Annotated in this window: 16 protein-coding genes; 15 read left to right on the top strand and 1 reads right to left on the bottom strand. The window is 43.3% G+C overall.

The features are described 5' to 3' along the window. The first annotated feature begins 528 nt into the window (after positions 1–528). On the top strand, positions 529–2,511 hold the full coding sequence (locus tag BDI_RS17220) for a discoidin domain-containing protein (protein ID WP_008779168.1): 1,983 nt from the start codon (positions 529–531) through the stop codon (positions 2,509–2,511). 239 nt (positions 2,512–2,750) lie between these two features. On the opposite strand, the gene BDI_RS17215 is transcribed toward BDI_RS17220, so the two are convergent. Beyond that, the gene (locus tag BDI_RS17215) at positions 2,751–3,791 is read right to left on the bottom strand and encodes a winged helix-turn-helix domain-containing protein (RefSeq protein WP_008779167.1); all 1,041 of its coding nucleotides are present in this window, start codon (positions 3,789–3,791) and stop codon (positions 2,751–2,753) included. Between the two features lie 153 nt (positions 3,792–3,944). Here BDI_RS17215 and BDI_RS17210 point away from each other — a divergent pair, with 153 nt between their 5' ends. The 14 genes from BDI_RS17210 to BDI_RS17145 all read left to right on the top strand — a co-directional run bounded on the left by BDI_RS17210 (position 3,945) and on the right by BDI_RS17145 (position 22,726). Next, complete coding sequence (locus tag BDI_RS17210) at positions 3,945–4,163, top strand: NVEALA domain-containing protein (protein WP_009275352.1); 219 nt, start codon at positions 3,945–3,947, stop codon at positions 4,161–4,163. A gap of 8 nt (positions 4,164–4,171) precedes the next feature. After that, positions 4,172–5,221, top strand: coding sequence for a TolB-like 6-bladed beta-propeller domain-containing protein (locus BDI_RS17205; RefSeq protein ID WP_008779165.1), 1,050 nt, complete (start codon positions 4,172–4,174; stop codon positions 5,219–5,221). Positions 5,222–5,233: 12 nt separating this feature from the next. After that, a complete protein-coding gene (locus BDI_RS17200; RefSeq protein ID WP_005859563.1) occupies positions 5,234–6,088 on the top strand; it encodes a DUF1573 domain-containing protein in 855 nt (284 codons plus the stop codon). 206 nt (positions 6,089–6,294) lie between these two features. Further along, entirely contained in the window at positions 6,295–6,525 is a 231-nt protein-coding gene (locus tag BDI_RS17195) for an NVEALA domain-containing protein (protein WP_005859565.1), read from the top strand. A gap of 187 nt (positions 6,526–6,712) precedes the next feature. Then, positions 6,713–7,765 carry a BF3164 family lipoprotein gene (locus tag BDI_RS17190; RefSeq protein ID WP_005859567.1) on the top strand — a complete coding sequence of 351 codons (1,053 nt, stop codon included), beginning with the start codon at positions 6,713–6,715 and terminating at the stop codon, positions 7,763–7,765. A gap of 95 nt (positions 7,766–7,860) precedes the next feature. Continuing rightward, positions 7,861–8,721 carry a signal peptidase I gene (gene lepB / locus BDI_RS17185; protein ID WP_008779164.1) on the top strand — a complete coding sequence of 287 codons (861 nt, stop codon included), beginning with the start codon at positions 7,861–7,863 and terminating at the stop codon, positions 8,719–8,721. Between the two features lie 6 nt (positions 8,722–8,727). Further along, positions 8,728–10,137: a transglutaminase domain-containing protein gene (locus BDI_RS17180; protein ID WP_011967321.1), complete on the top strand. Its 1,410-nt coding sequence runs from the start codon at positions 8,728–8,730 to the stop codon at positions 10,135–10,137. A gap of 2 nt (positions 10,138–10,139) precedes the next feature. Further along, on the top strand, positions 10,140–11,948 hold the full coding sequence (locus BDI_RS17175; RefSeq protein ID WP_011967320.1) for an O-antigen ligase family protein: 1,809 nt from the start codon (positions 10,140–10,142) through the stop codon (positions 11,946–11,948). Positions 11,949–12,048: 100 nt separating this feature from the next. Further along, complete coding sequence (locus BDI_RS17170; protein WP_005859574.1) at positions 12,049–13,116, top strand: efflux RND transporter periplasmic adaptor subunit; 1,068 nt, start codon at positions 12,049–12,051, stop codon at positions 13,114–13,116. Between the two features lie 34 nt (positions 13,117–13,150). Further along, positions 13,151–16,216 (top strand): efflux RND transporter permease subunit, encoded by a 3,066-nt coding sequence (locus BDI_RS17165; RefSeq protein ID WP_011967319.1) that lies wholly within the window; start codon positions 13,151–13,153, stop codon positions 16,214–16,216. Then, complete coding sequence (locus tag BDI_RS17160; RefSeq protein ID WP_005859576.1) at positions 16,213–17,706, top strand: TolC family protein; 1,494 nt, start codon at positions 16,213–16,215, stop codon at positions 17,704–17,706. Before BDI_RS17165 ends, BDI_RS17160 begins: the two co-directional genes overlap by 4 nt. After that, on the top strand, positions 17,696–20,926 hold the full coding sequence (locus BDI_RS17155) for an efflux RND transporter permease subunit (protein ID WP_009275346.1): 3,231 nt from the start codon (positions 17,696–17,698) through the stop codon (positions 20,924–20,926). The genes BDI_RS17160 and BDI_RS17155 overlap by 11 nt, the downstream gene beginning before the upstream one ends. A 52-nt stretch (positions 20,927–20,978) precedes the next feature. Continuing rightward, complete coding sequence (locus BDI_RS17150) at positions 20,979–22,325, top strand: hypothetical protein (RefSeq protein WP_005859583.1); 1,347 nt, start codon at positions 20,979–20,981, stop codon at positions 22,323–22,325. 44 nt (positions 22,326–22,369) lie between these two features. Beyond that, entirely contained in the window at positions 22,370–22,726 is a 357-nt protein-coding gene (locus BDI_RS17145; protein WP_005859585.1) for a DUF6078 family protein, read from the top strand. The last annotated feature ends 25 nt before the right edge of the window (positions 22,727–22,751 follow it).

Below are 22,751 nucleotides of genomic sequence, written 5' to 3'. Positions count from 1 at the left end.
AATATATACTGACTTGCCCGACACAGTATATATTACTTAGCCAAGTCAGTACTACTGCCGATAGCAAGCTCATCACACAAATAAACCATCAAATGAACGTTGAAATGGAGAATTTACTCTCCCGAAACGATCTTTAGTGAATATCCTTTACCCCGAGCACTCTCTATCACCAAACCCGGAATAGGAGACAAATCCTCTTTAAGCCTTTTAGCCGTAACGGTAAGATGCACGAAAAGTACTATCTAATGATAATATCTGAAGTGCCCCCCCTGTATAAGAAAAACAAAAATCATCCCCAAGTTCTTTGATACGCCGATCTGTATCCTCTTGGACTACCTGTTGAAATGATAGCAATACAAATACATAACTTTATGCCAACAAACCCTCATTTTTTGTCTGTCAGCTAAAAGTCAGCTAAAACAATTGGCCATGAAAAGGAATAAACTTATGTTTGTGAAAAATTAAATACGATATGAAACGAGCAATCTATTAAAACACCGTCCTTCGCAAAAAGAACAAATAAAACGAATGAAACTCTTTTGGATCACGCTACTTATATCTAGTTTAGTCTCTTGTCACAATTTCAAAGAAGACAGACAACTCTCATTCGCTCTTGAAAGAGCAGGCGAAAACCGCCGTGAATTAGAACAGGTATTGGAACATTACAAAAATGATTCCTTGAAATATCGTGCAGCTTGCTTTCTTATTAAGAATATGCCCGGGCATTATTCTTATTGCGGGAAAATCACCAACACATATAATAAACAAATTGACTCTATAATACTTCAAACACAAAAAGAGGGGCGTTATCATGATACACCTTATCTTGCCAATCGCATTGATAGAATCTCTAAAATCCACGAGAACACCTCATTCCCGATACAAGAAGACATTCGTATAATTACAGCTGATTTTCTTATTCAAAATATCGAGCAGGCTTTCCACCTATGGGAAGATGCCCCTTGGAGCCGACATTTAAATTTTGATGACTTCTGTGAATACCTATTGCCCTACTCTATCGGAGCCATGGATGTACTGGAGGATTGGAGGACTGGCATGTACCAACAAATAGATTCTACGACATTAACAGAACTCAACGACTTCAGCTATTCTTCCGATATGCAAAACTCAGCATTTTGGGCTTGTAAGCATATCAATCAGTTTTTAGAGAAGAAATTAGTTCCTGAAAACTCGGTATATTCCATTCCGTTCATAGCAAAAACCTCCACTAGGAGCATGATATCATTCGGCACTTGTAATCAATTCTCGTTAATAGCGTTAGCTATGATGAGAAGCATAGGAATTCCTGTCATGCTAGATTTCACACCACAATGGCCTTTCCGCTCGATGGGGCATTATTGGAATGTACTTTTAGATAATACAGGAAAGAATCTAGCGTTTGGAGGATGCGAGACAAAAACAGATCCGGATATACTGCATAAACCTAGCCAGAAGATGGCTAAAGTGTATAGGCGAACATACGCTATTAATCAAGATCTCGTAAAGCTGAATACAACCGAAGAGGTCGTGCCCGACCTCTTCCGGAATATTTTCATGAAAGATGTTACCTCCGAATACATGAAAACTTGTGATATCATGATTCCAACACAAAAAAAACGAAACCATAAACATGCCTACCTAGCCGTTTTCGACAATCAGAAATGGGTACCTATATGTTACGGTACACAAAAAGGAAAAGTTTGTTACTTCAATGAAATAGGAAAAGATATTGCCTATCTCCCACTTTATTATGACAATCAAGGTATTCATCCTATTACAGATCCATTCATACTTGATTCACGAGGTAGAATAAAATATCTACATGCAGATACCAGTAAACGAAAGAAAGTTATATTATCTAGGAAATACTATCTCGCAAAACATATTTTCGATTATGCAAAAACTCTCACCGGAGGACATTTTGAAGCTTCCAATAATCCGGATTTCTCCGATCCTGATACAATACATACGATTTCTCATTGGTTATTGTCCGCAGATTCTTTCGAGATAAAACCTCAAAAAACATATCGCTATTGGCGCTATGTATCAGCAAAAAACAAGGGTTGTAATCTAGCCGAACTCGCTTTCTACTCAGACAAGGAGGAAAAAGAATTAACCGGCACAATCATTGGAACAAATGCCTCGGTTCGTTACGATACTATGCCAATGGATAAATCCAAAGTATTTGACAAAGATATCCTAACTTACTATGAAGCCCCTTCTACGGTTGATTATCCATGGGTAGGCTTGGACTTCAACAAACCGGTATCTATCAATAAGATCATTTATACGCCAAGAAACGATGATAATAACATCCACGCAGGTGATCTATATGAGCTATTCTATTGGGAATATAACCATTGGATGTCATTAGGCCAACAAAGAGCTATTGAATCAAAGCTAACCTATACAAATGTACCAGACAATGCTCTCTTGTTGTTAAAAGACTTAACCAAAGGAGAAGAAGAACGCATATTCACATATGAAAATGACAAACAAGTTTGGTGGTAATCTTTATTATTCCATGAGAACCATATTAAATTAATTACAACAAGTAGGCAATTTTAATTTTATCTATAAATAACTGATAATCAGCGTGTAAAAAACATCATTATATTTTCCGAAAAACTCGTACGTGTTTTTACTAAAAGTCGTACGTGTTTCTAAAAATTCACGTACGTGTTTTTTAGAAGACGAAGTCGAGAAGAATATAAACATTCAAAAAAATACACTAACCCACCTTGTAAAACCTACCCACCACACTTCAGCACATAGCCATGCCCCCGAGCACTCTCAATCACCAGATCCGGAATAGGAGACAAATCCTCTTTAAGCCTTTTAGCCGTAGCGGTAAGAGCGTCTTTGGACACACTTCCATCCGGCCAGATTTCTTCTTTCAGCCGATTAGACTCAATGAAATATCCTTTATGTTCTAATAAAATACAAAACAGTTTCAGCCGTTGATTTGCCAATTCGATACGATGCCTATGATAATGCAATACGCCATGTGTTTCATCGAACAAGATATCTTCTGTTATTTGTATCATCTCTTTAGGTGCTTCTTGTAGCGGTAAGATATTTATCCTTGGTCTTTTCCATGTCAAGACAATCGCAATAACCCAGAGAATAACCATTGCCAGAATCCAAAATATATTTCGCAAAAACACTTCACCTACTATATAAAGGAAAGGAAATTGAACAAACGCTTGTAAAACGATCGTCCGATTCGCTCCAAAAACAATATCTTTTAATGGTATGAAAGATTGATAAAAAGAAGTATCTGAAGAGCTACATTCCGTCTTGTCTATAAAGGTATAACAAGTTACGGTCTGAGCCGAAATCGCATGTTCATACAAAGATGCACGAAAAGCGCTATCCAGCAAGGTTACTTGAATCGGATTCTCCATAGACAAACAATGTTGGAGACAAAAATCAGACTTCTCCTGTGAAGACATCCTCCGTGCCACCTCCTTATTATTCCTCATATGTATAATCGCATCGGCAGTCTTGATTGTAATGCTATCTCGTTCCAATCGATTAGCGCCTGAATAGGAAAAACAAAAAGCATCCCCTAAATCTTTTATCCGCCTATTTGTATCATCTTGAACTGCCCGCTGAAATAACGTTTGAGACTCTTCTTGTAATTCATACTTTACATTTTGGTATGATTTATAAAAAGACAACAAGCAAATCATCGTCATCAGAACAAATACACTCCACTTCCAATAAAATTTCCAATTTTGCTTCTCCATAATTATTCCTCGTTGAAACTGCAAAGATACGTTTTCCATCCCTTTCTACGAATAAATTCATTCAACTCGCAAGATGAAAGATGACTATAGGTAGACAAAAGGCTTATTTTTCAACTGTCAGCTAAAAGTCACCTAAAAAGATTGGCTATCCAAAGACCAAGCCGTACGTTTGTAACAAAAATTAGAAACGACATGAAACAAATTACTTTCAAGAAAGCTTTCGCTATCATTTTCATTTGCGCCTTGTGTGCTTCGTATTTTCTTTTGAAAGAAGGAAAACAAAATTTCTCAGATCTTACTTTCTCTAATATTGAAGCGCTAGCTTCCGGTGAAAGTGGATCCAAAGATTGTTATATGGCTGGCTCTCTATCATGTAATGGAGGATATTACAAATATATATACAACCGTTAAAACAACACATGAACTACTACGTGTACATAGTTCTATTAATAGGTAGTCTGGTATCCTGTTCGGAATCCTCACGGCACTTCCCCCGCTACGAGGATTTTCCCGATGAAAAGGTATTAAATGCGCAGGTTATCCACCTAGATACCGCCTTGTTCCGCTATCCATTCCGGATAGCGGTCAAAGATGGTATCGCTATTATCATGGACTTGCACAACGTAGATTATTTCTTCCATGCCTTCTCTTACCCCGAATGGGAATATATGACATCGTTTGGCAAACGAGGCGAGGGACCCGAAGAAATGGTATCGGCAGATTGCTTCCGGTTTATCTCCAAGGATTCTATCTGGACGCTCGATGCGAACAAAATGCGAACAACCCGGTGGAAGATTGAACAAAATATGAACAACATCATTCCCGTAGAAACGATCGATATGGACAAGCGGCTGGTTAGGGCATTGGACTTTTACCCGATGGAATCGGGCTTTTTAGTATCTGACTACCTCGGTGAATATAGACAAAAGTGGACAGACCGAGAAGGGAAATGGATTCACTCCGCTAATCAGATCCCGACCGAAAATAATTATGAAGACATCGCACGCCCTGCATTGGCGCAAGCGTGGCGAAGCTTCTTCGACTATAATCCCCAAAAAGGCATCTTGGTCATGGCAACCCAACTAGGAGAGGCATTAGAAATATACAACTTCACAGATACTACACAAACCGTACGATACGGACCTAATGGAGAACCTCAATTCGCAATCTCACAATCGGAGGGAATTCCAACGGGTATCATGGGATTCAGTGATGTTCATATCACAGACCATTTCATTTATACCGTATTTCATGGCCGTAGTTTCAAAGATATCGGGCAGGCATACCAACGAGGGGAAGATATCGAGGATGGCGGGCGATACATCTATGTATTCGACCTCAAAGGAAACCCCGTCCGGAAGTACGTGCTCGACCATGCCATTTATGGTATCGACGTAGATGAGGATACGGGGACGATCCTTGCCACGGATGTAAACAGCAACGATCCGATTCTTTCATTTAAAATATAACGACAAAATATCATGAAATACTTAAATCTAATCATACTATTATTATTCCTTCTAGCTTGCCAAGACAAGAAAAAAGACGAGATCAAGCATTTAGTATCCGAATGGCAAGGAAAAGAGATACGATTTCCGAAAGACATGGTCTTTGCACGGTTTGCAACCGATACGGTAGACTTCACCCTGCCAAAATCCCCCCACAAGGTGCTGGTTTTCGTGGATTCCATAGGATGTACCAGTTGCAAACTCCAACTGCACCGATGGAAAGAACTGATTCAATACACCGACTCCATTACCCAAGGAACGGTTCCCTTCCTCTTTTTCTTCCAGTCCGATGACAAGAAAGAAATACGGTATCTATTGAAAAAAGACAATTTCGACAAACCTATCTGCATGGATCAATCAGACAGACTGAACGAACTGAATCATTTCCCGGCCGACGGGAGATTTCAAACCTTTCTATTGGATAAGGACAATAAGGTCGTAGTGATAGGAAATCCTATCCACAACCCGAATATCCGGGAGCTATACCTAAAAGAGATCACCGGAAAACAACCCGCTTCACAAATACAGACCACCGTGAAAGTGGAAGAGGCATCCATACAGCTAGGAACTATCCAAATGGGAGAAAGCAAAGAAGCTGTTTTCCGATTAACAAACACAGGAAACAACCCGTTAGTCATACTAGACGCGGCTACAACCTGCGGCTGTGCCCGCCCATCTTTCGACAAACATCCCGCCAAGCCGGGAGAGATCCTTCAAGTAAGAGTCATCATGACACCGAAAGACAAAGGAGTCTTTGACGAGACGATTTCCGTGAAATGCAATACGAATCAACTGATAAAATTAAACATTCGGGGGATGGCTCAATAAATAAAAGAGAAGGGAGAGCTTGCCGGATATATTGGAACGATCACAAGCAAGCCTCCCACCCCACTTTTACTCATGAAGCAGAAAGGAGGTGACACAAAAGTAGTAAATTAAATTGAAAGAGGAATTCGAGAATATCCTTATCTTGCAGAAGAATAGTAAGCAAGAGATTAAATTCTCAAAAACATAAACTATAAAAAAGAAATATCATGAGAAAAAAGATTTTAGGAATAGCCGTAATGGCAGTCGTAGCAGTAGCTGCGGCATGGAACATCAACCAGAGTGAAAACGAGATTAAACTCTCTGATTTAGCGCTTGACAATGTGGAGGCATTGGCTAGTGGGGAAGGTGGAAGCGGATATTGCAGTTACTCTGGGGGAGGATGTATTATCAAATATTCCGATGGGACATCCACTTACATACCGGGACGTTGGAACTAAAATTTAATCAAAGGAGGGTGTGCCAAAACGAAAAAAATCACAATGGAATACAGTCGGTAAATCAATGGAATGCAGATGTTTTCTCATTGATTTTTAATTTGTATTTCATAGACTCTAGGTATCTTGAGCAAGAAGAAAATGTGTTCAATCCCTTAATTTGGCATGCCCTCCTTAAAAAATCAGTATCATGAAGAAATACATTATCTTACATCTTTCACTCATCCTATTAGTATTCATCGCTTGTACCGATGATCAAAAACAAGATGACAAAAACATAACCTTCCAGAGAAGTGATTTCAAAGTCCGAAAATCACTATCCGGAAAAACTATTGAATTTGACAGTCTTATTTTACGACCTTCACAAATCCAATTATTCGACTCCTTCCTAGTTACTTGCAATCAAGGGGCGGAAAAACAATTCCACATCTTCAACCTCAATACGGCACATAAGGAAGGAGAATGTATTCCTGTAGGACAAGGGCCTAAAGAGATGATGACACCATGTTTCGTCAATCGGAACGATTCCGTAGTCATTTTTGATATGATGACCTCTACGATTTTCACTTACTCTATCCCGGAATTTACCAGTGGAAAAGAACCGGAATACGCCAGCCGTATCTCCCTAGATACAAAACCGCTATGGAGCAATATTCGAAGCTTGGGCAACGGGTTCTTAGGCGTATCCTATCAAGAGACGAGTCCTGGATTCCTTTTTGATCAAACAGGTAAGAAAACGATGGATTTCGGTACTTATCCTAAAACTGAGCAGGAGTATACTCCTGCCGAATTAATCAATGCGTTTCGGGCAGACCTAACCACCAACCGAAAAGAGAAGGTTGCAATCACTCACTACTTCACTGATTTAATTTGCATCTATAACGTGAACGGGACCTTGGAAAAACAATTACGGGGACCGGATCATTTCGCATCTGTTTTCAAAGAATTTAGGGATGGAGACATTATCGGAAGTAAAGCGAGCCCGCAAACTTATAGAGACGCTTTTTATAGTCCTGTAAACGTGGGGAATAGTTTATTTGTTCTTTATAATGGAAAAATGGTGACAGAGCCTAATTACAATATATTATGCAAAGAATTATTTGTAATCGGATGGGACGGTAGCCTTGAATGCCATTACACATTAGACCAAGGAGTCTCCTCCATCGCTGTAGACAATCAAAAACGGAAGATCTATGGTATCAGTGATGATCCGGAATATCATATCGTAGTGTTCGACTATTGATGACTGATATCCAAAGAATTTGGATTTAGGAAATGAGGCATAAACATAAAAGAATGGGAATAGAAAAACGTATATACAAAACAAATATAAATCAGATGTTACGATATCTGACACTTATATTTTATGGGGTATTTGGTATTGGTTGCATATACGCATTCCTCCTCATCTTCTGTTTCAGCACGTTCAAAATCCCTTCCGATTCCATGGAGCCTCAACTCCAAACCGGAGATCAAGTATTAGTAAACAAATGGATAGCCGGACCTAGGTTATTCAATATTTTCGCATCTATGAAAGGGAAGCGGGTAGATATATACAGAGTACCCGGAGTCGGGCAAATCAAACGGAATGATATTCTCGTATTCAACTACCCGCATCCCTATTCATGGGAGCGGATCGAAATGCACATCATGCAATATTATATCAAACGCTGCCTCGGGTTACCGGGAGACTCCATCCGGATCGAACAGGGATTCTACCGAAACAACCATACAAAAGAGCCTTTGGGGAATGTGGAAAGTCAAGCGAACTTATCCAGACAAAAAGCGGATCGGATGCCGGACGGTGTCTACCGTTGTTTCCCTTTTGATTCTACATTCAATTGGAATGTTCATGATTTCGGTCCTTTGTATATCCCCCGAAAAGGGGATAGAATTACCGTGAATCAAACAAATTATAAGCTATACAAACAAATGATCGAGTGGGAATCAAAAGATTCCCTATCGTGGAAAGATAGTAAAGTTTATATAGGAGACAAACAGGTAAGACAATACCAGTTCCAAAGCAACTATTACTTCGTGGCCGGAGATAAGACAGAAAACTCTAGAGATTCCCGTTATCTCGGACTTATACCGGAGGAATTTATCGTAGGGGTAGCTTGGAAAGTGTGGAAATCCGTTGACCCTTACACGGGGGAATACAGAAAGGGACGTTTTTGGAAAAATATTCGAAACAATTGAAGAATTATGAATAAGCTTATTTTATATGTATGCGCTTGGATCTGTCTGCACTCTTGCGGTTTCTCAAAAAGCCAAGAAGAAAGTATGTTGGAATATGCGTTGTCGCAAGCCGGCGATAACAGGAAAGAGTTGGAATATGTCATCAAATACTATGAAGGGGATTCGTTAAAAAGAGAGGCCGCCCGCTTTTTGATACGCAATATGGTCTATCATTTCGGATATGAGAAGCGAGAGAGGGTATCAGACATCACCACCCTATCCTCGGACTATCTAATCCGTAATATCGAGCTGGCGTTTCAGGCGTGGCCCAAGCCCTGGAATAAATCGGTAAGTTTCGAGAATTTTTGCAGGTATATACTTCCCTACCGGGGGTTATACGAACCGCCCTCCGGTTTACGTGAGGAGCTGATGCGGACGTACCTCCCTTTGCTGGATAGTTCGCATATTGATAACACGTACGATGCGGCCGTGAGGTTACAAAAGATACTACGAACCCGAGTCACCTATCAAACGGAGATACCCATCCACTATCCAACCGCAGAGGAGATCCACCGGACAGGGGTTGGACGTTGTGATGGGGTAGTCTTGTATGGTATCCAGCTGATGCGTGCGGCCGGTATTCCCACTGTAGCAGAACATACGATCTGGACTCGTAGGAACGGGGAACATTATTGGTGCGCATTCTTAAACGAGGATGGGCGATTCCTACCTTTCGCTCCGGAGTACGAAGGCCCGGATTCCTTGATCTACAACCTAACCAAGCCGTTCTTGACCCCGGCCAAGGTTTACAGATACGGATTCTCCCCCTTACATCCGGTAACGACCGAGTCGACCGATGAATACCGTACGTTCTTAAAAAATCCGTTATTGACCGCTGTCACGGAGCAATACCTACCACCTGTCGCAGATATCCATACGACTTGCGACCTCCCGGTGAGATCAAAAAGAGCACCTATTTACCTCTGTACCTATAATCATGGTAACTGGAGGCCTTTCGCCATGAGCGAACGGATCGGCAACCGCTGTACCTTCCCGAAGATCGTAGGCGATGATGTGTTTATCATCGCCGAATATGACAAAGAGGCTTATGGCTCACTACGCTTCATCACATCCCCTTTCCATGTGAGCAATACGGGGATCATCACGAAAATTAAGCCCGATCCGGCCCGAACCGATTCCATCTTTATCGCCTCGGACAACCCGTATCAACAGCAAGTGCCGTATACACTCGCTTATTGGGAACAGGAACAGCAGTGTTTTAAAAACGGATATTTCCCGACAGACACGATACCCGGTGGCATCCTCATTCGCAAGATACCTAAAGGGAGCCTGTTGAAAGCGATGATCTCGCGACCGGAAAAGGCTGCGGAAGATCGTATCTTTTTGGTGGAAAACGGTACGGTAAAAAGATATTAACCATGAAAGAACTGTTGAAACTCGGCGTATATACCCTACTTGGGACACTTTTGCTAAGCGCCCCTTTCGCAGGATTGGGAATGCTATCCACACACTTGGTGACAGAGAAAACCTTTTGGATTCAACTAATCACCCTGTTCTTATCCGCCGTGTCCCTACAAGGTTTGTGGTTGAATCCAAGCAAGGAGCTGTGCCCATGGACTTACGTGGATATCCTCCCCCTTTCCCTCTTGGGGCTTATCCTCCTCTCTTATCCCTACTCCATACACCCGGAGCCGGAAAAGCTCCTGTTTATCGGACAAATGGTTGTCTTGTGGTATCTGCTTCGGCAGGTACTCCATGAATGTCCGGTGCTCATAGGATATTTTTCAATGTTCTTTATCGCGACAGGCCTTATAGAAGCCATCTGGGGCTTCCGTCAATTACAGGGATGGGCCTATTCGAACCATTCCCTGTTTCGGCTGACCGGCTCTTTTTTCAATCCGGGGCCTTATTCCGGATATTTGGCGATCACATTACCGGTGGCTCTTGGCATCTTGCTGGAACAGTCCAAACGAAATATGCCCTATTACCTGTCCATGGGATGTATAGGCACAGCGATCGTTGTACTTCCTGCGGGAATGAGCCGATCGGCATGGATAGCGGTGGTCGTTTCTTGCGCCTGGGTATATGCCCTGTACCGCCTTGACAGGAAACAGGCAGCGACCAGACTGAGACAACACAAAAGGTGGTATATCATAGGCGGTATCCTAGGCGGCATATTGCTTCTTGGCGGGAGCGCATCACTCTATACATTAAAGAAAGATTCGGCAGACGGAAGGTTTCTGATGTGGAAGATCACGACGAAAGCGATACAAAAACAACCGATTACAGGTACCAGCCTAGGTGGGTTCCCTGCCGCTTACGCTGAAACACAAGCGGAATACATGGCTTCGGGAAAAGCGACTGAACAGGAAAAGTTGGTTGCCGGATGCCCGGAGTACGCATTTAATGAATACTTGCAGATTGGATTAGAACAGGGGTTAGTAGGATTAGCCCTATTTATAGGCTGGCTGGGGCTTCTATTTTATAAAGGAATAAAGAACAAAAGGTATGCTTGTTGCGGGGGATTGATGTCTCTGGCTATATTCGCCTTCTCTTCTTATCCATTACAATTGCCGGAGTTTTGGGTAGTATTGATATTCCTAGGGGTGATGAGCGTAACACCGGACAAGGATGAGATCCGTGAGAACCAAGCCCAATCAAATGGCCATAGATGGGGCAAACAGATATTTTTTATGGGAATCGCTATCCTTGGAATTGGTTTGTTCTGGATGCAAAAAGATCATTATAAGGCTTATCAACAATGGAACAAGGCGCAAATGTATTACAAAAATAAAGCTTACGAAGCGGCCTTGGAGGTATATGAACCTTTGTATCCATTATTGAAGCATAAACCGGAATTCCTTTTCGAGGTCGCTCAATGCCTAAGCAAGACCGGACGATACAAGAAAGCGAATGGATATCTGGAAAGAGCTGTCTTATTAAGCTCCGATCCCATGCTTTATTACGTAATGGCTAAAAATGAGCAGTGTTTAGGTGAATACCGACAAGCGGAAAAGCACCTGTTACATGCCATTGATATTTTACCGGAACGTATCTATCCGTATTATCTGTTAATGAATCTTTATACGGAACCATCTTATTTTCAACCTGCAAAATTGAAAATGGCGATTGATTCCGTATTAACTAAGAAACCCAAAGTGGAAAGTTCCGCTATTAAAGAAATGAAAGAGAAAGCACGAAGTATGTTAAACAACACATCAATATGAATACAATATCCTTATTTTTATAGCAATTACGACTACATCGTAACAATAAATACTTATATTTGCGAATGACAAATTGTACAAACCGATCAATCATACGAGTATGAAATACTATAAATTGTTGACCTTTACGCTTTTATTCTGTTTAAGCGCATGCGGCGGAGAAAAGAAAGATACAGATACCACACAGGATTCCGTAGAAACCGTATTGCCGGATGAGGCGAACGAAGTCACGATCATGACTTTGAAGCAAACGGAATTTAATCATGAGTTGATAAGCAATGGTAAACTGTCCGCTCGCAAGTTGGTGGACTTACAATTTGAGTCGGCAGAACCCATCGCCCGCATCTACGTGAAGAACGGAGACCGGGTAAACAAAGGACAGAAAATAGCGGAACTCGCTACTTTCCGGCTCACGAACAAAACAGCGCAAGCCAAGGATGCCCTAGAGAAAGCGAGGCTTGAATTAAAAGACGTATTGATCGGTCAAGGATATATGCTGGAAGACTCAGCGAAAGTCCCGCCTGCGACGCTCAACCTAGCACGGGTAAAAAGTGGATATGATCTGGCGCTCGCCCAATATCAACTTGCCCAATATGAGGAACAGAATGCGACGCTAATCGCGCCTTTCGACGGTATTATCGCAAACCTTTTCGCTAAACAAGAGAACGTGGCGTCTACGACGGACGCATTCTGTACCGTTATCGATCCTCATAGTCTGGAAGCCTCTTTCACCGTATTGGAAAGTGAGTTGCCGCTTATCCAAAACGGAGATAAAGTGGAAGTTACCCCTTTCGCCACCACCAGCTTAAAGACTGAAGGACGTATATCCGAGATCAACCCGCTAGTGGATGAGAACGGGATGGTACAAGTGAAAGCGGCGGTAAACGACAAAGGTAAATTATTCGAAGGCATGAATGTACGGGTTAGCGTACAACGCTCGCTTGGGAAGCAATTGGTCGTACCTAAAACGGCTGTGGTATTACGTTCCGGAAAACAAGTCGTATTTACTTTAGTTGATGGGCACGCTTATTGGAACTACGTGCGCACCGGACTGGAAAACGCGGATAGTTATACCCTTTTGGAAGGATTGAAAGAAGCGGATGTCGTGATTACAAGCGGCAATATTAATCTGGCGCATGAGTCACCGGTCAAGGTAATTGAAAATTGAGAATTGAGAATTGAGAATTGAAAATTAGTTGCGTATGATTCGCTTCCTGCTACAACGTCCGATAGCGGTATTGATGGCTTTTACGGCCTGCTTTATCGTGGGGTTGGTGACTTATTTCACCATACCGGTCTCCTTATTGCCTGATATCGCCATACCTGAGATTACCGTTCAGATATCCGGACAAAATACATCCGCACGGGAATTGGAAAATACTGTCGTAAAGCCGGTCCGTTTGCAATTGATGCAAGTGGCAGGATTACGGGATATCCATAGCGAGACTCGCGATGGAGCGGGTATTATCCGCCTTAGCTTCGACTTTGGCACGAACACGGATCTTGCCTTTATAGAGGTCAATGAGAAAATAGACGCCGCCATGAATTACCTGCCCCGTGAGGTAGAACGTCCACGGGTAGTCAAGGCGAGCGCTACGGACATTCCGGTGTTTTGCCTCAACCTCACACTCAAGACAATTGAAAACGACGAGGCTTTCCTCGATCTTTGCCAATTCGCAGAAACAGTAATCAAGCGAAGGATCGAACAGTTGCCGGAAGTCGCGATGGTGGATATCACGGGCATATTAGGACGGCAATTACAGATCGTACCGGATATGAAACTCTTGGATATGGCTGATATTACGTTAAATGATTTGGAATCAGCCTTGTCTGCCAATAATATAGAGCCGGGAAGCATGACCGTACGGGATGGTTATTATGAGTACAATATTAAATTTTCTACCTTATTACGTACACCGGAAGACGTACAAAATATCTATATCCGTAAGAATGACCGAATCTTCCAGATAAAAGATCTGGCAAAAGTAGCTGTCGTACCGGAAAAAGAAACCGGCTTATCGCTAGCCAACGGGGAAAGGGCCGTTACATTAGCCGTTATCAAGCAAGCGGATGAGAATATGGACAATATGAAAGAGGCGCTTGCCGAGGTTACCGATTATTTCAAGTCTATTTACCCGGATATTGAATTTACGATCACAAGAAACCAGACCGAGTTATTGGATTATACGATCTCCAACCTCAAACAGAATCTATCGTTAGGTTTCTTATTTATCTGCATCGTGGCGATCCTTTTCCTCGGGGACGTAAAAAGCCCGGCGGTAATCGGACTAAGTATGGTAGTCAGTATCATCATTAGTTTCCTGTTCTTCTACCTTTTCAATATGTCCTTAAATATCATCTCCCTATCCGGATTGATTTTGGCATTGGGTATGATGATAGACAGTTCCATCATCGTGACGGAGAATATAGCGCAATACCGGGCAAAAGGAGATAATCTGGAAGAAGCGTGTATAAAAGGGACCACAGAAGTAATCACCCCCATGCTTAGTTCCACATTTACCACGATCGCCGTATTCGTCCCGCTGGTATTTATGAGTGGTATAGCGGGAGCGATTTTCTTCGATCAGGCGTTTGCTGTTACGGTTGGTTTAATGGTCTCTTATTTCACTGGAATCATGTTACTGCCTGTACTTTACAAATTAGTTTACAGCATACCGGAGATCAAGCATTCCTTTTTCAACCTGAAAATAAACAATTTGATCAAGGAGCATACGCTGGACCGATTCTATGACGGAGGGGTTGATTTCATATTCAGGCATAAGACCACTAGCCTACTATTTGTAGCTGTCACCATCCCCCTTTGCGCGATCCTATTCTATATGATCCCCAAAAGCCGGATGCCGGAAATCGATCAGAATGAGTTAATCGCACATGTTGAATGGAATGAGAACATCCATATTGATGAGAATAGAAAGAGAGTCACCGAATTATTTGGTGAGGCCGATCGGTTAGGTGCGCAACACACGGCCTATATCGGACAGCAACAATTCCTGCTAAACCGAGACAGGGAATTATCCATCTCGGAAGTAGAGCTTTATTTCAAGACAGAAGAGACCGATGCTATCGCTCCTTTACAACAAGAAATCTCCGCTTGGGTAAAGCGAAATTACCCGACAGCCGTATTATCGTTCTCTCCGCCGGAGACCGTGTTTGAGAAACTGTTCGTAACCGGTGAGGCCGATATCGTAGCCGAGTTCTATGCCCGTAACAAAGAACAAGCTCCGGATGCCCCTACTTTGCAAAAACTAGAGAAAACACTAGAGAGTAAGACCGGTCTCGCTCCCGTTGGCGTAGCTTTCGAGAATCAATTAAACATATCCATAGACCATCAGAAACTATTACTTTATAATATCTCCTATGAAGAGGTCTACCGGGTACTTAAGACGGCCTTCAAGGAAAATGAAGTCGCTACTTTACGCTCTTATCAACAGTATTTACCGATCACGCTAGCCGGAAACGAGCAAACGGTCGATCATATCCTACATAATACGTTAATCCGTACGCAACCGGACGAAAACCAAAAGACGAATCATGTCCCTCTTAGTGCAGTAACAAAAATTACTCCCGGAGAGGATTTGAAGATACTCACCGCTGGAAAGAACGGGGAATATATTCCTTTTAGCTTCTATCAAGTAGAGAATGCGGAACAGTTAATGGAAAATATTCGGGAGCTCGTCCGCAGCGAATCCAAAGATAAGACGAATTGGGACATCGATTTCTCGGGAAGCTTCTTCTCGAACCAACAAATGCTGAATGAACTGGTCGTCATCTTGTTCATATCCATTCTCTTGATGTACTTTATCTTAGCGGCGCAATTCGAGAGCTTCTTGCAGCCCTTGATCGTCCTGCTGGAAATACCTATAGACGTAGCCGCCTCCTTACTGGTATTATGGATATGCGGGCATACCTTAAACCTGATGAGTGCTATCGGTATCGTGGTAACTTGCGGTATCATCATAAACGACTCTATCTTGAAACTGGACGCGATCAATGAGCTTCGGAAAGAAGGTGTACCCTTGATGGAAGCGATCCATGAGGCGGGTCGTCGCCGTCTGCGCCCGATTATCATGACCTCATTGACAACTATATTCGGTATGGTACCGCTACTATTCACGTTCGATATGGGTAGTGAGTTGCAAAAGCCACTCTCCATTGCCATGATCTCGGCGATGCTGATCGGTACGGTAGTCAGTTTATTTATTATCCCTTTGGTTTATTGGTTTATCTATAGGAGACATGCATTATGAAAAAAAGATACAAGAGGACATTCCTAGTTTTATACGCGTTCTGTTCGCTATTAGCCGAAGGAGTATCGGCCCAATCGCTCGTCCTTTCCCTTGAGAAGACGATCTCATTGGCCGCCGATAGCTCGCTGGAGGCTTTTCGTACGAAAAACCTATTCTTGTCCGGCTACTGGGAGTTTCGTAATTACAAAGCGGAGCGACTGCCTAGTCTTACATTGAATATCACACCCGCCGAATATTACCGGGATATCACGAAACGATACGATTCAGAAAAAGACATTGACGAATACCGTAAGCAACAGTCCTTTTATGCGGGAGGAAACTTAAAGATCAAGCAGAACTTCGATATGCTGGGTGGTAGTTTCTTCGTGGATACGGATCTGGGGTATATGCGCTATTTCGGCTCGAATACTTATAATCAGTTCACCTCCGTTCCAATCCGTATCGGATACAGCCAAGATTTATTGGGATACAATCCTTTCCGGTGGGAGAAGAAGATAGAGCCTCTAAAATATGAGAAAGTAAAGAAAGAGTTGCTTTATAATATCGAGACCGTCAGCGAGCAAGCCACCACTTATTTTTTCTCTTTAGCCATGGCTCAAGTAGAATATGATATGGCCAAAGAAAATGTAGCGACAACCGATACGTTATACCGTACCGGCCAAGAGCGGCATAAGATCGCGGCTATTAGTCAAGCGGATTTACTGACACTCAAGCTGGATGCGATCAATGCCCGCAATACGTTACAAAACGCCGATATAGCCTTGAAGCGAGCCATGTTCAGTCTGGCCTCGTATTTGAATTTCGATAAGAATACGAAGATACGGCTTCGTCTGCCGTCACGCCCCCATGATATGGATATTCCGGTGGATCAAGCATTGACGTTAGCCCGGGAGAATAACCCCAAGTTTCTGGAAGTGCGGCAAGAGGTGTTAGAGGCCGAGCAACAAGTGGATAAGACCAAAAAGGAAACCTTATTCAACGCTTCCTTGAATGCTAGTATCGGTTTCAATCAAGTAGCGACCCAGTTTAAGGAAGTTTACAAGAATCCGCTGCAGCAGGACTTGGTATCGATATCTATCTCTATTCCCCTTATAGACTGGGGAGTACGGAAGGGTAAATACAATATAGCCAAAAGCAATCTAAATGTTACGCAAATATCCGCACGGCAGACGGAAGTCACTCTGGAGGAAGACGTAATCATGACTGTCGGCGATTTCAATGTACAGCAAAACCTGATCGCCAGCGCCGAAGAGGCTTTGGACATCGCGATCATGGCCTATAACGAGACCAAGCAACGTTTCATGATCGGCAAAGCGGATATCAATAGCCTTACGCTCTCCTTGAACCGACAGCAGGAAGCGCAACGTAATTATATCACGGCCTTGCAAAATTATTGGTTGAGCTATTACAAAATACGTAAGCTCACCTTACATGATTTCGAGACAGGCATCTCATTAGCCAACGAATTTGATTACGAGCATGGGTTCTAAGCCGAACATATCATCCTTTACGATCATCGTCACCTTCCTTTGTATCGCATTGGCGGGGATCGCTTTCGTGCCTTTATTGCCGATCAAGCTATCTCCCTCCCGTACGCTGCCGAAATTAAGTATCAGCTATAATATGCCCTCCAACTCAGCGAGGGTTATCGAGATGGAGGTAACCTCACGGTTGGAGGCGATGCTTGCCCGTATCAAAGGAATCAAAGAGATCTCCTCGACCTCGGGAAACGGATGGGGAAGGATTACTTTAGAACTAGATAAACATACGAATATAGATGCCGCACGTTTTGAGGCATCAACAATTGTTAGACAGACGTGGCCGGACCTTCCGGAAGAATTAAGTTATCCGATTTTAGAGATGAGCCGTCCGGACGACAAGGAATCACGCCCGTTCATGAGTTATACCTTGAACGCTTCCGCTACCCCGATATTCATCCAGCGATTCGCCGAGGATCAGATAAAGCCCCGGCTTAGCAGCGTGCAAGGTATTTATCGTATCGATGTAAGCGGAGCGACCCCTATGGAATGGCGCTTGGAATACGATAGCCGCCAGCTACGGGATCTGGGGATCACGATAGAGGATATCCAATCGGCGATCAGCCAATATTACAAAAAAGAGTTCCTTGGAACCGCTAATATGGGACAAGGAGATACCAGCAAGGAATGGATTCGTCTGGCGTTAATGCCGGAAAAGATCACGAATGGGTTCGAACCATCGCATATCACCGTCGCAAACAAAGATGGTAGCTTAATCCGGCTGGATCAATTGATAAAGGTAACCCGGCAAGAAGAGGCCCCGCAAAGTTACTACCGGATCAATGGTTTAAACTCTATTTACCTGTCTATCCGTGCGGAAGAGACTGCCAACCAGTTGCAATTAGCCAAGAAAGTGAAGGAAGAAATGGAACATATCCGCACCTTGCTTCCTCCCGGTTACGAGATCCATACCAGTTACGACGCTACCGAATTTATCCAAGAAGAATTGGATAAAATCTACGTCCGTACAGGCTTGACCATCTTGATCCTCTTGCTCTTCGTTCTGCTGATTACCCGGAATGTACGTTATCTGTTCTTGATCATCATCAGTTTAAGTATCAACCTGTGTATAGCCGTTATCCTTTATTATTTATTAGGGTTGGAGATGCAATTGTACTCGCTGGCGGGTATCACGATCTCTCTCAGCTTGGTGATCGATAATACGATCGTGATGACCGATCATATCCGGCACCATCATGACCGGAAAGCGTTCTTGTCTATTCTGGCGGCCACTTTGACAACTATGGGCGCCCTCGTGATCATCTTCTTCTTGGATGAGAAGATACGGTTGAACTTACAGGATTTCGCCGCTGTCGTGATCATCAATCTGGCGGTATCTTTGTTCATCGCGCTATTCTTGGTTCCGGCATTGATCGACAAGATGAATTTGCACCGGAAGAAAGTCGCTTCTTCTTCCCCAAAAGCCCGGAGTCATTGGAGACAACATCCGGTGGTCCGTCCGATACGGTCGTTCATACACCGTTTCCCAGTCTATTTCTCTCATTATTACCGGGCGCAGATCCGTTTCCTTTGCAATTGGAAAAAGCTGGCTTGCCTTATTCTAGTACTGGCTTTCGGACTACCGATATTTTTATTGCCGGAGAAGATCGAGCCGGAAGAGAAGGATCTATCCGCAAGGGACTCTTTGTGGATCGCTCGCTACAATGAATTCGCGGCGAAAGGTATTTGGAAGGAAACGATAAAACCTATCGTCGATAAGAGTTTGGGAGGAACCTTGCGCCTATTTGTCCAAAAGGTATACGAGGGAAGTTATTTTACCCGGAATGAAGAAACGGTATTAAGTATCAGCGCTTCCATGCCGAACGGTACGACCCTTGATCAAATGAACCACTTGATCAACCGAATGGAGGCTTACTTGAGTACCTATAAGGAAATACGGCAATTCCAGACCAGTATCTATAACGCACGTCAAGCCAGTATCAACGTCTATTTCACCCGTGAGAACGAGCGAAGTGGTTTCCCCTACACCTTGAAAAGCAGGGTGATTAGCAAAGCGTTGGAATTAGGTGGTGGAAGTTGGGGCGTATGGGGACTTATGGACCAAGGTTTCAGCAATGATGTCCGTGAGAACGCAGGTTCTTTCCGGATCGAGATGTACGGATATAATTATGACGAGTTATACGAATGGGCGGAAAAACTACGGGAGAAATTGCTTACGTATCGCCGTATCAAGGAAGTATTGATCAATTCCGAGTTTTCTTGGTGGAAGGATGATTATCAGGAATTCTACTTCAACTTGAATAAATCCCGTATGGCGCAAGCGGATATATTGCCTATCGATTTATTCGCATCTATCCGGCCTGTTTTCGGTAAAGATATCTACGCAGGTACCATCGTCGTTGATAACGAGACGGAAAAGCTAAAACTTTCTTCTCGCCAATCAAAGGAGTTCGATATCTGGAGTATGCAATATGTACCTCAAACCATCCGTGATAAATCCTATAAGTTGTCCGAACTCGCTATCGTCGAGAAAAGCCAGACCCCTCAACAGATAGCGAAAGTAAACCAGCAATACAGGCTCTGCCTGCAATATGAATATATCGGAGCCTCCTCACAAGGCGAGAAGATACAGAAAAGGGAACTTAGAGAGTTTAACAAGATCCTGCCTATGGGATATACGGCTAAAGCGGAAAAGAACTATTGGTCATGGGATCAGAAAGATAATAAACAATATGCGTTATTATTCTTGATCATCGTTATTATTTTCTTTACGACCAGTATCTTGTTTAATTCCTTGAAACAACCGCTGGCGGTCATTTTTGTCATACCGATCTCTTATATCGGGGTATTCCTGACCTTCTATTGGTTCAAACTGAACTTCGACCAAGGTGGATTCGCCTCCTTCGTTTTATTATGCGGTATCACGGTAAACGCCAGTATCTATATCTTAAACGAATATAACCAAATTCGGGAACGGATACCCGCTATTTCCCCAATCCGTGCTTATCTAAAGGCATGGAACGCCAAGATCACACCGATTTTCCTAACCGTTATATCGACCATACTCGGATTTATCCCGTTCATGCTAGGCACCGATAAAGAAGCCTTTTGGTTCCCGCTCGCCGCCGGAACGATAGGCGGCCTTATCATGTCTATCCTAGGCATCTTCTTTTATTTACCGATATTTACGCTGAAAAAAGAACGGCATTAAACAGGAATACGTATCTTTAACGGATAAATCGTTAATCAAATTCATTAAACTTATGAGACACATAAATTATTTAGTATTGCTTCTGGTAGCTTGCAGCGTAGGTGCTTGCAGTTCCCCGAAAAATGATACGAAAGATGCTTATCCGATGTTCTGGACTTGGTTGGATTACCAGCCCGGAATGAATTTCGACTCCATCTGTACGATCATGAATGAGGCGGGGATAGACGGTGTCATGCTAAACGCCCCTACTCCGGATGATTATCGGGCCGCTATTCCCATCGCCCAGAAACATGGGATAGAGGTCTACGCTTGGTTATGGACGATGAATCCGGAACATGACCGAGACGCTATCTTAAAAGAACATCCCGAATGGTTCAGCGTAAACCGCAATGGACAAAGCTTGGCCGATACGACCGCTTACGTGGATTACTACAAATTTATGTGCCCCGCCTTACCCGAGGTACGGGAGTTTATCAAGAAGAAAATAGAGGCTTACTGCGAGGTAGAGGGTTTGAACGGTATCGCTATCGATTACAACCGTTTCGTGGATGTTATCCTGCCGACTACCCTTTGGCCGAAATACGGTATCGTGCAAGACCAAGAATATCCGCAATGGGATTTTGGTTATCACCCGGCCATGATCGAGAAGTTCAAGGCCGCTTACGGATATGATCCAAGAGAACAAGAAGATCCCTCGCAAGACGAGAAATGGCTCCAATTCCGTTGTGACCAGATTACCGAGGTCGCTAATATGATCGCCGACGTGGTTCACTCTTACGGCAAGAAAATGGCAGCCTCTCCTTTCCCTACGCCCAAGATGGCATCCAAAATGGTTCGTCAAGACTGGGGGAAATGGAATCTGGACATTGTCTTCCCCATGGTATACCATAACTTCTACACGGAAGATATTAGTTTTATCTCAGACTGTATGATAGAGGATGTCCGGGATAAGAACCCGAAAACCACGCTTTACTGCGGACTGATGGTAGCCGACGATATAGAGAATGCCATGGATGCCGCACTGAATCATGGGGCGGAAGGAATCTCTATCTTTACCGTATCCGCTTTGCGCACTCCGGAAAGCCGTGCGATGTTCAAGGCTTATGCAGATAGTGTTCGTGCGGTTCGTGCCGAGAACAATGGGGTGAATCCGGCTTTATCCAAGAGCACCAAAGTAACGAATCCTTTCGAGAGCATGGATATCTTGAATAGGATAAACGCAAAGATCAAAGAGCTCGCCAACGTGCCTATTCCGAATATCGCCGATTATAAATTGGTGAACGAAAAAGGTGCCACGAAATACTACGAGGTCAAAGAGCTGAACACAGGAAAGACATTCTGCGTAGACTTTTACTTCTACGGAGGTATTCTTTCCGGATGGAATGTTACGGTTAAATAAGTACTTGATAATAGCTATTTTTACGCGGCCTACCTCGTAAATTCATGAGGCAGGCCGCATGCGTAAACACCCCTATTCCAGAACGCCGAAACAAACAATCACCTTTAACGAGGAGACACCTCGCCTCATTGAAGGGAACTTGCCCTTATTACCGTCCGAACAAGAAAGTACGCTATGCCGCGGGATTCGTAAGCCTATTGGAGAGCTTGCCACACAAACAGATGCTCTCCGTTATCCCGGGACTCATGAGGCACTTCAGCCGGCGCACTTACTACCGTGTCCGCAAGGGAGAAAGGCCGCTCTCACCCTCCGAGCAACAGGTCGTATTGAATGCGCTTAAACGCTGTGGGGTGAAGGAACCAAAAGACTTCGACGCTTATTTCGAGGAGTACGACTGGTAAACCAAGGAAGAGAGGCTTGTGCCAT

This window comes from Parabacteroides distasonis ATCC 8503 (assembly GCF_000012845.1).
Classification (GTDB): Bacteria; Bacteroidota; Bacteroidia; order Bacteroidales; family Tannerellaceae; genus Parabacteroides; species Parabacteroides distasonis.
This window is presented reverse-complemented; position numbering and strand designations above follow the sequence as displayed.

Bases quoted from the DNA above. Each gene is read 5' to 3' on its own strand.
- BDI_RS17220 (WP_008779168.1), top strand. From the start codon at position 529: ATGAAACTCTTTTGGATCACGCTACTTATATCTAGTTTAGTCTCTTGT.
- BDI_RS17215 (WP_008779167.1), bottom strand. From the start codon at position 3,791: ATGGAAAACGTATCTTTGCAGTTTCAACGAGGAATAATTATGGAGAAG.
- BDI_RS17210 (WP_009275352.1), top strand. From the start codon at position 3,945: ATGAAACAAATTACTTTCAAGAAAGCTTTCGCTATCATTTTCATTTGC.
- BDI_RS17205 (WP_008779165.1), top strand. From the start codon at position 4,172: ATGAACTACTACGTGTACATAGTTCTATTAATAGGTAGTCTGGTATCC.
- BDI_RS17200 (WP_005859563.1), top strand. From the start codon at position 5,234: ATGAAATACTTAAATCTAATCATACTATTATTATTCCTTCTAGCTTGC.
- BDI_RS17195 (WP_005859565.1), top strand. From the start codon at position 6,295: ATGAGAAAAAAGATTTTAGGAATAGCCGTAATGGCAGTCGTAGCAGTA.
- BDI_RS17190 (WP_005859567.1), top strand. From the start codon at position 6,713: ATGAAGAAATACATTATCTTACATCTTTCACTCATCCTATTAGTATTC.
- lepB (WP_008779164.1), top strand. From the start codon at position 7,861: ATGTTACGATATCTGACACTTATATTTTATGGGGTATTTGGTATTGGT.
- BDI_RS17180 (WP_011967321.1), top strand. From the start codon at position 8,728: ATGAATAAGCTTATTTTATATGTATGCGCTTGGATCTGTCTGCACTCT.
- BDI_RS17175 (WP_011967320.1), top strand. From the start codon at position 10,140: ATGAAAGAACTGTTGAAACTCGGCGTATATACCCTACTTGGGACACTT.
- BDI_RS17170 (WP_005859574.1), top strand. From the start codon at position 12,049: ATGAAATACTATAAATTGTTGACCTTTACGCTTTTATTCTGTTTAAGC.
- BDI_RS17165 (WP_011967319.1), top strand. From the start codon at position 13,151: ATGATTCGCTTCCTGCTACAACGTCCGATAGCGGTATTGATGGCTTTT.
- BDI_RS17160 (WP_005859576.1), top strand. From the start codon at position 16,213: ATGAAAAAAAGATACAAGAGGACATTCCTAGTTTTATACGCGTTCTGT.
- BDI_RS17155 (WP_009275346.1), top strand. From the start codon at position 17,696: ATGGGTTCTAAGCCGAACATATCATCCTTTACGATCATCGTCACCTTC.
- BDI_RS17150 (WP_005859583.1), top strand. From the start codon at position 20,979: ATGAGACACATAAATTATTTAGTATTGCTTCTGGTAGCTTGCAGCGTA.
- BDI_RS17145 (WP_005859585.1), top strand. From the start codon at position 22,370: ATGAGGCAGGCCGCATGCGTAAACACCCCTATTCCAGAACGCCGAAAC.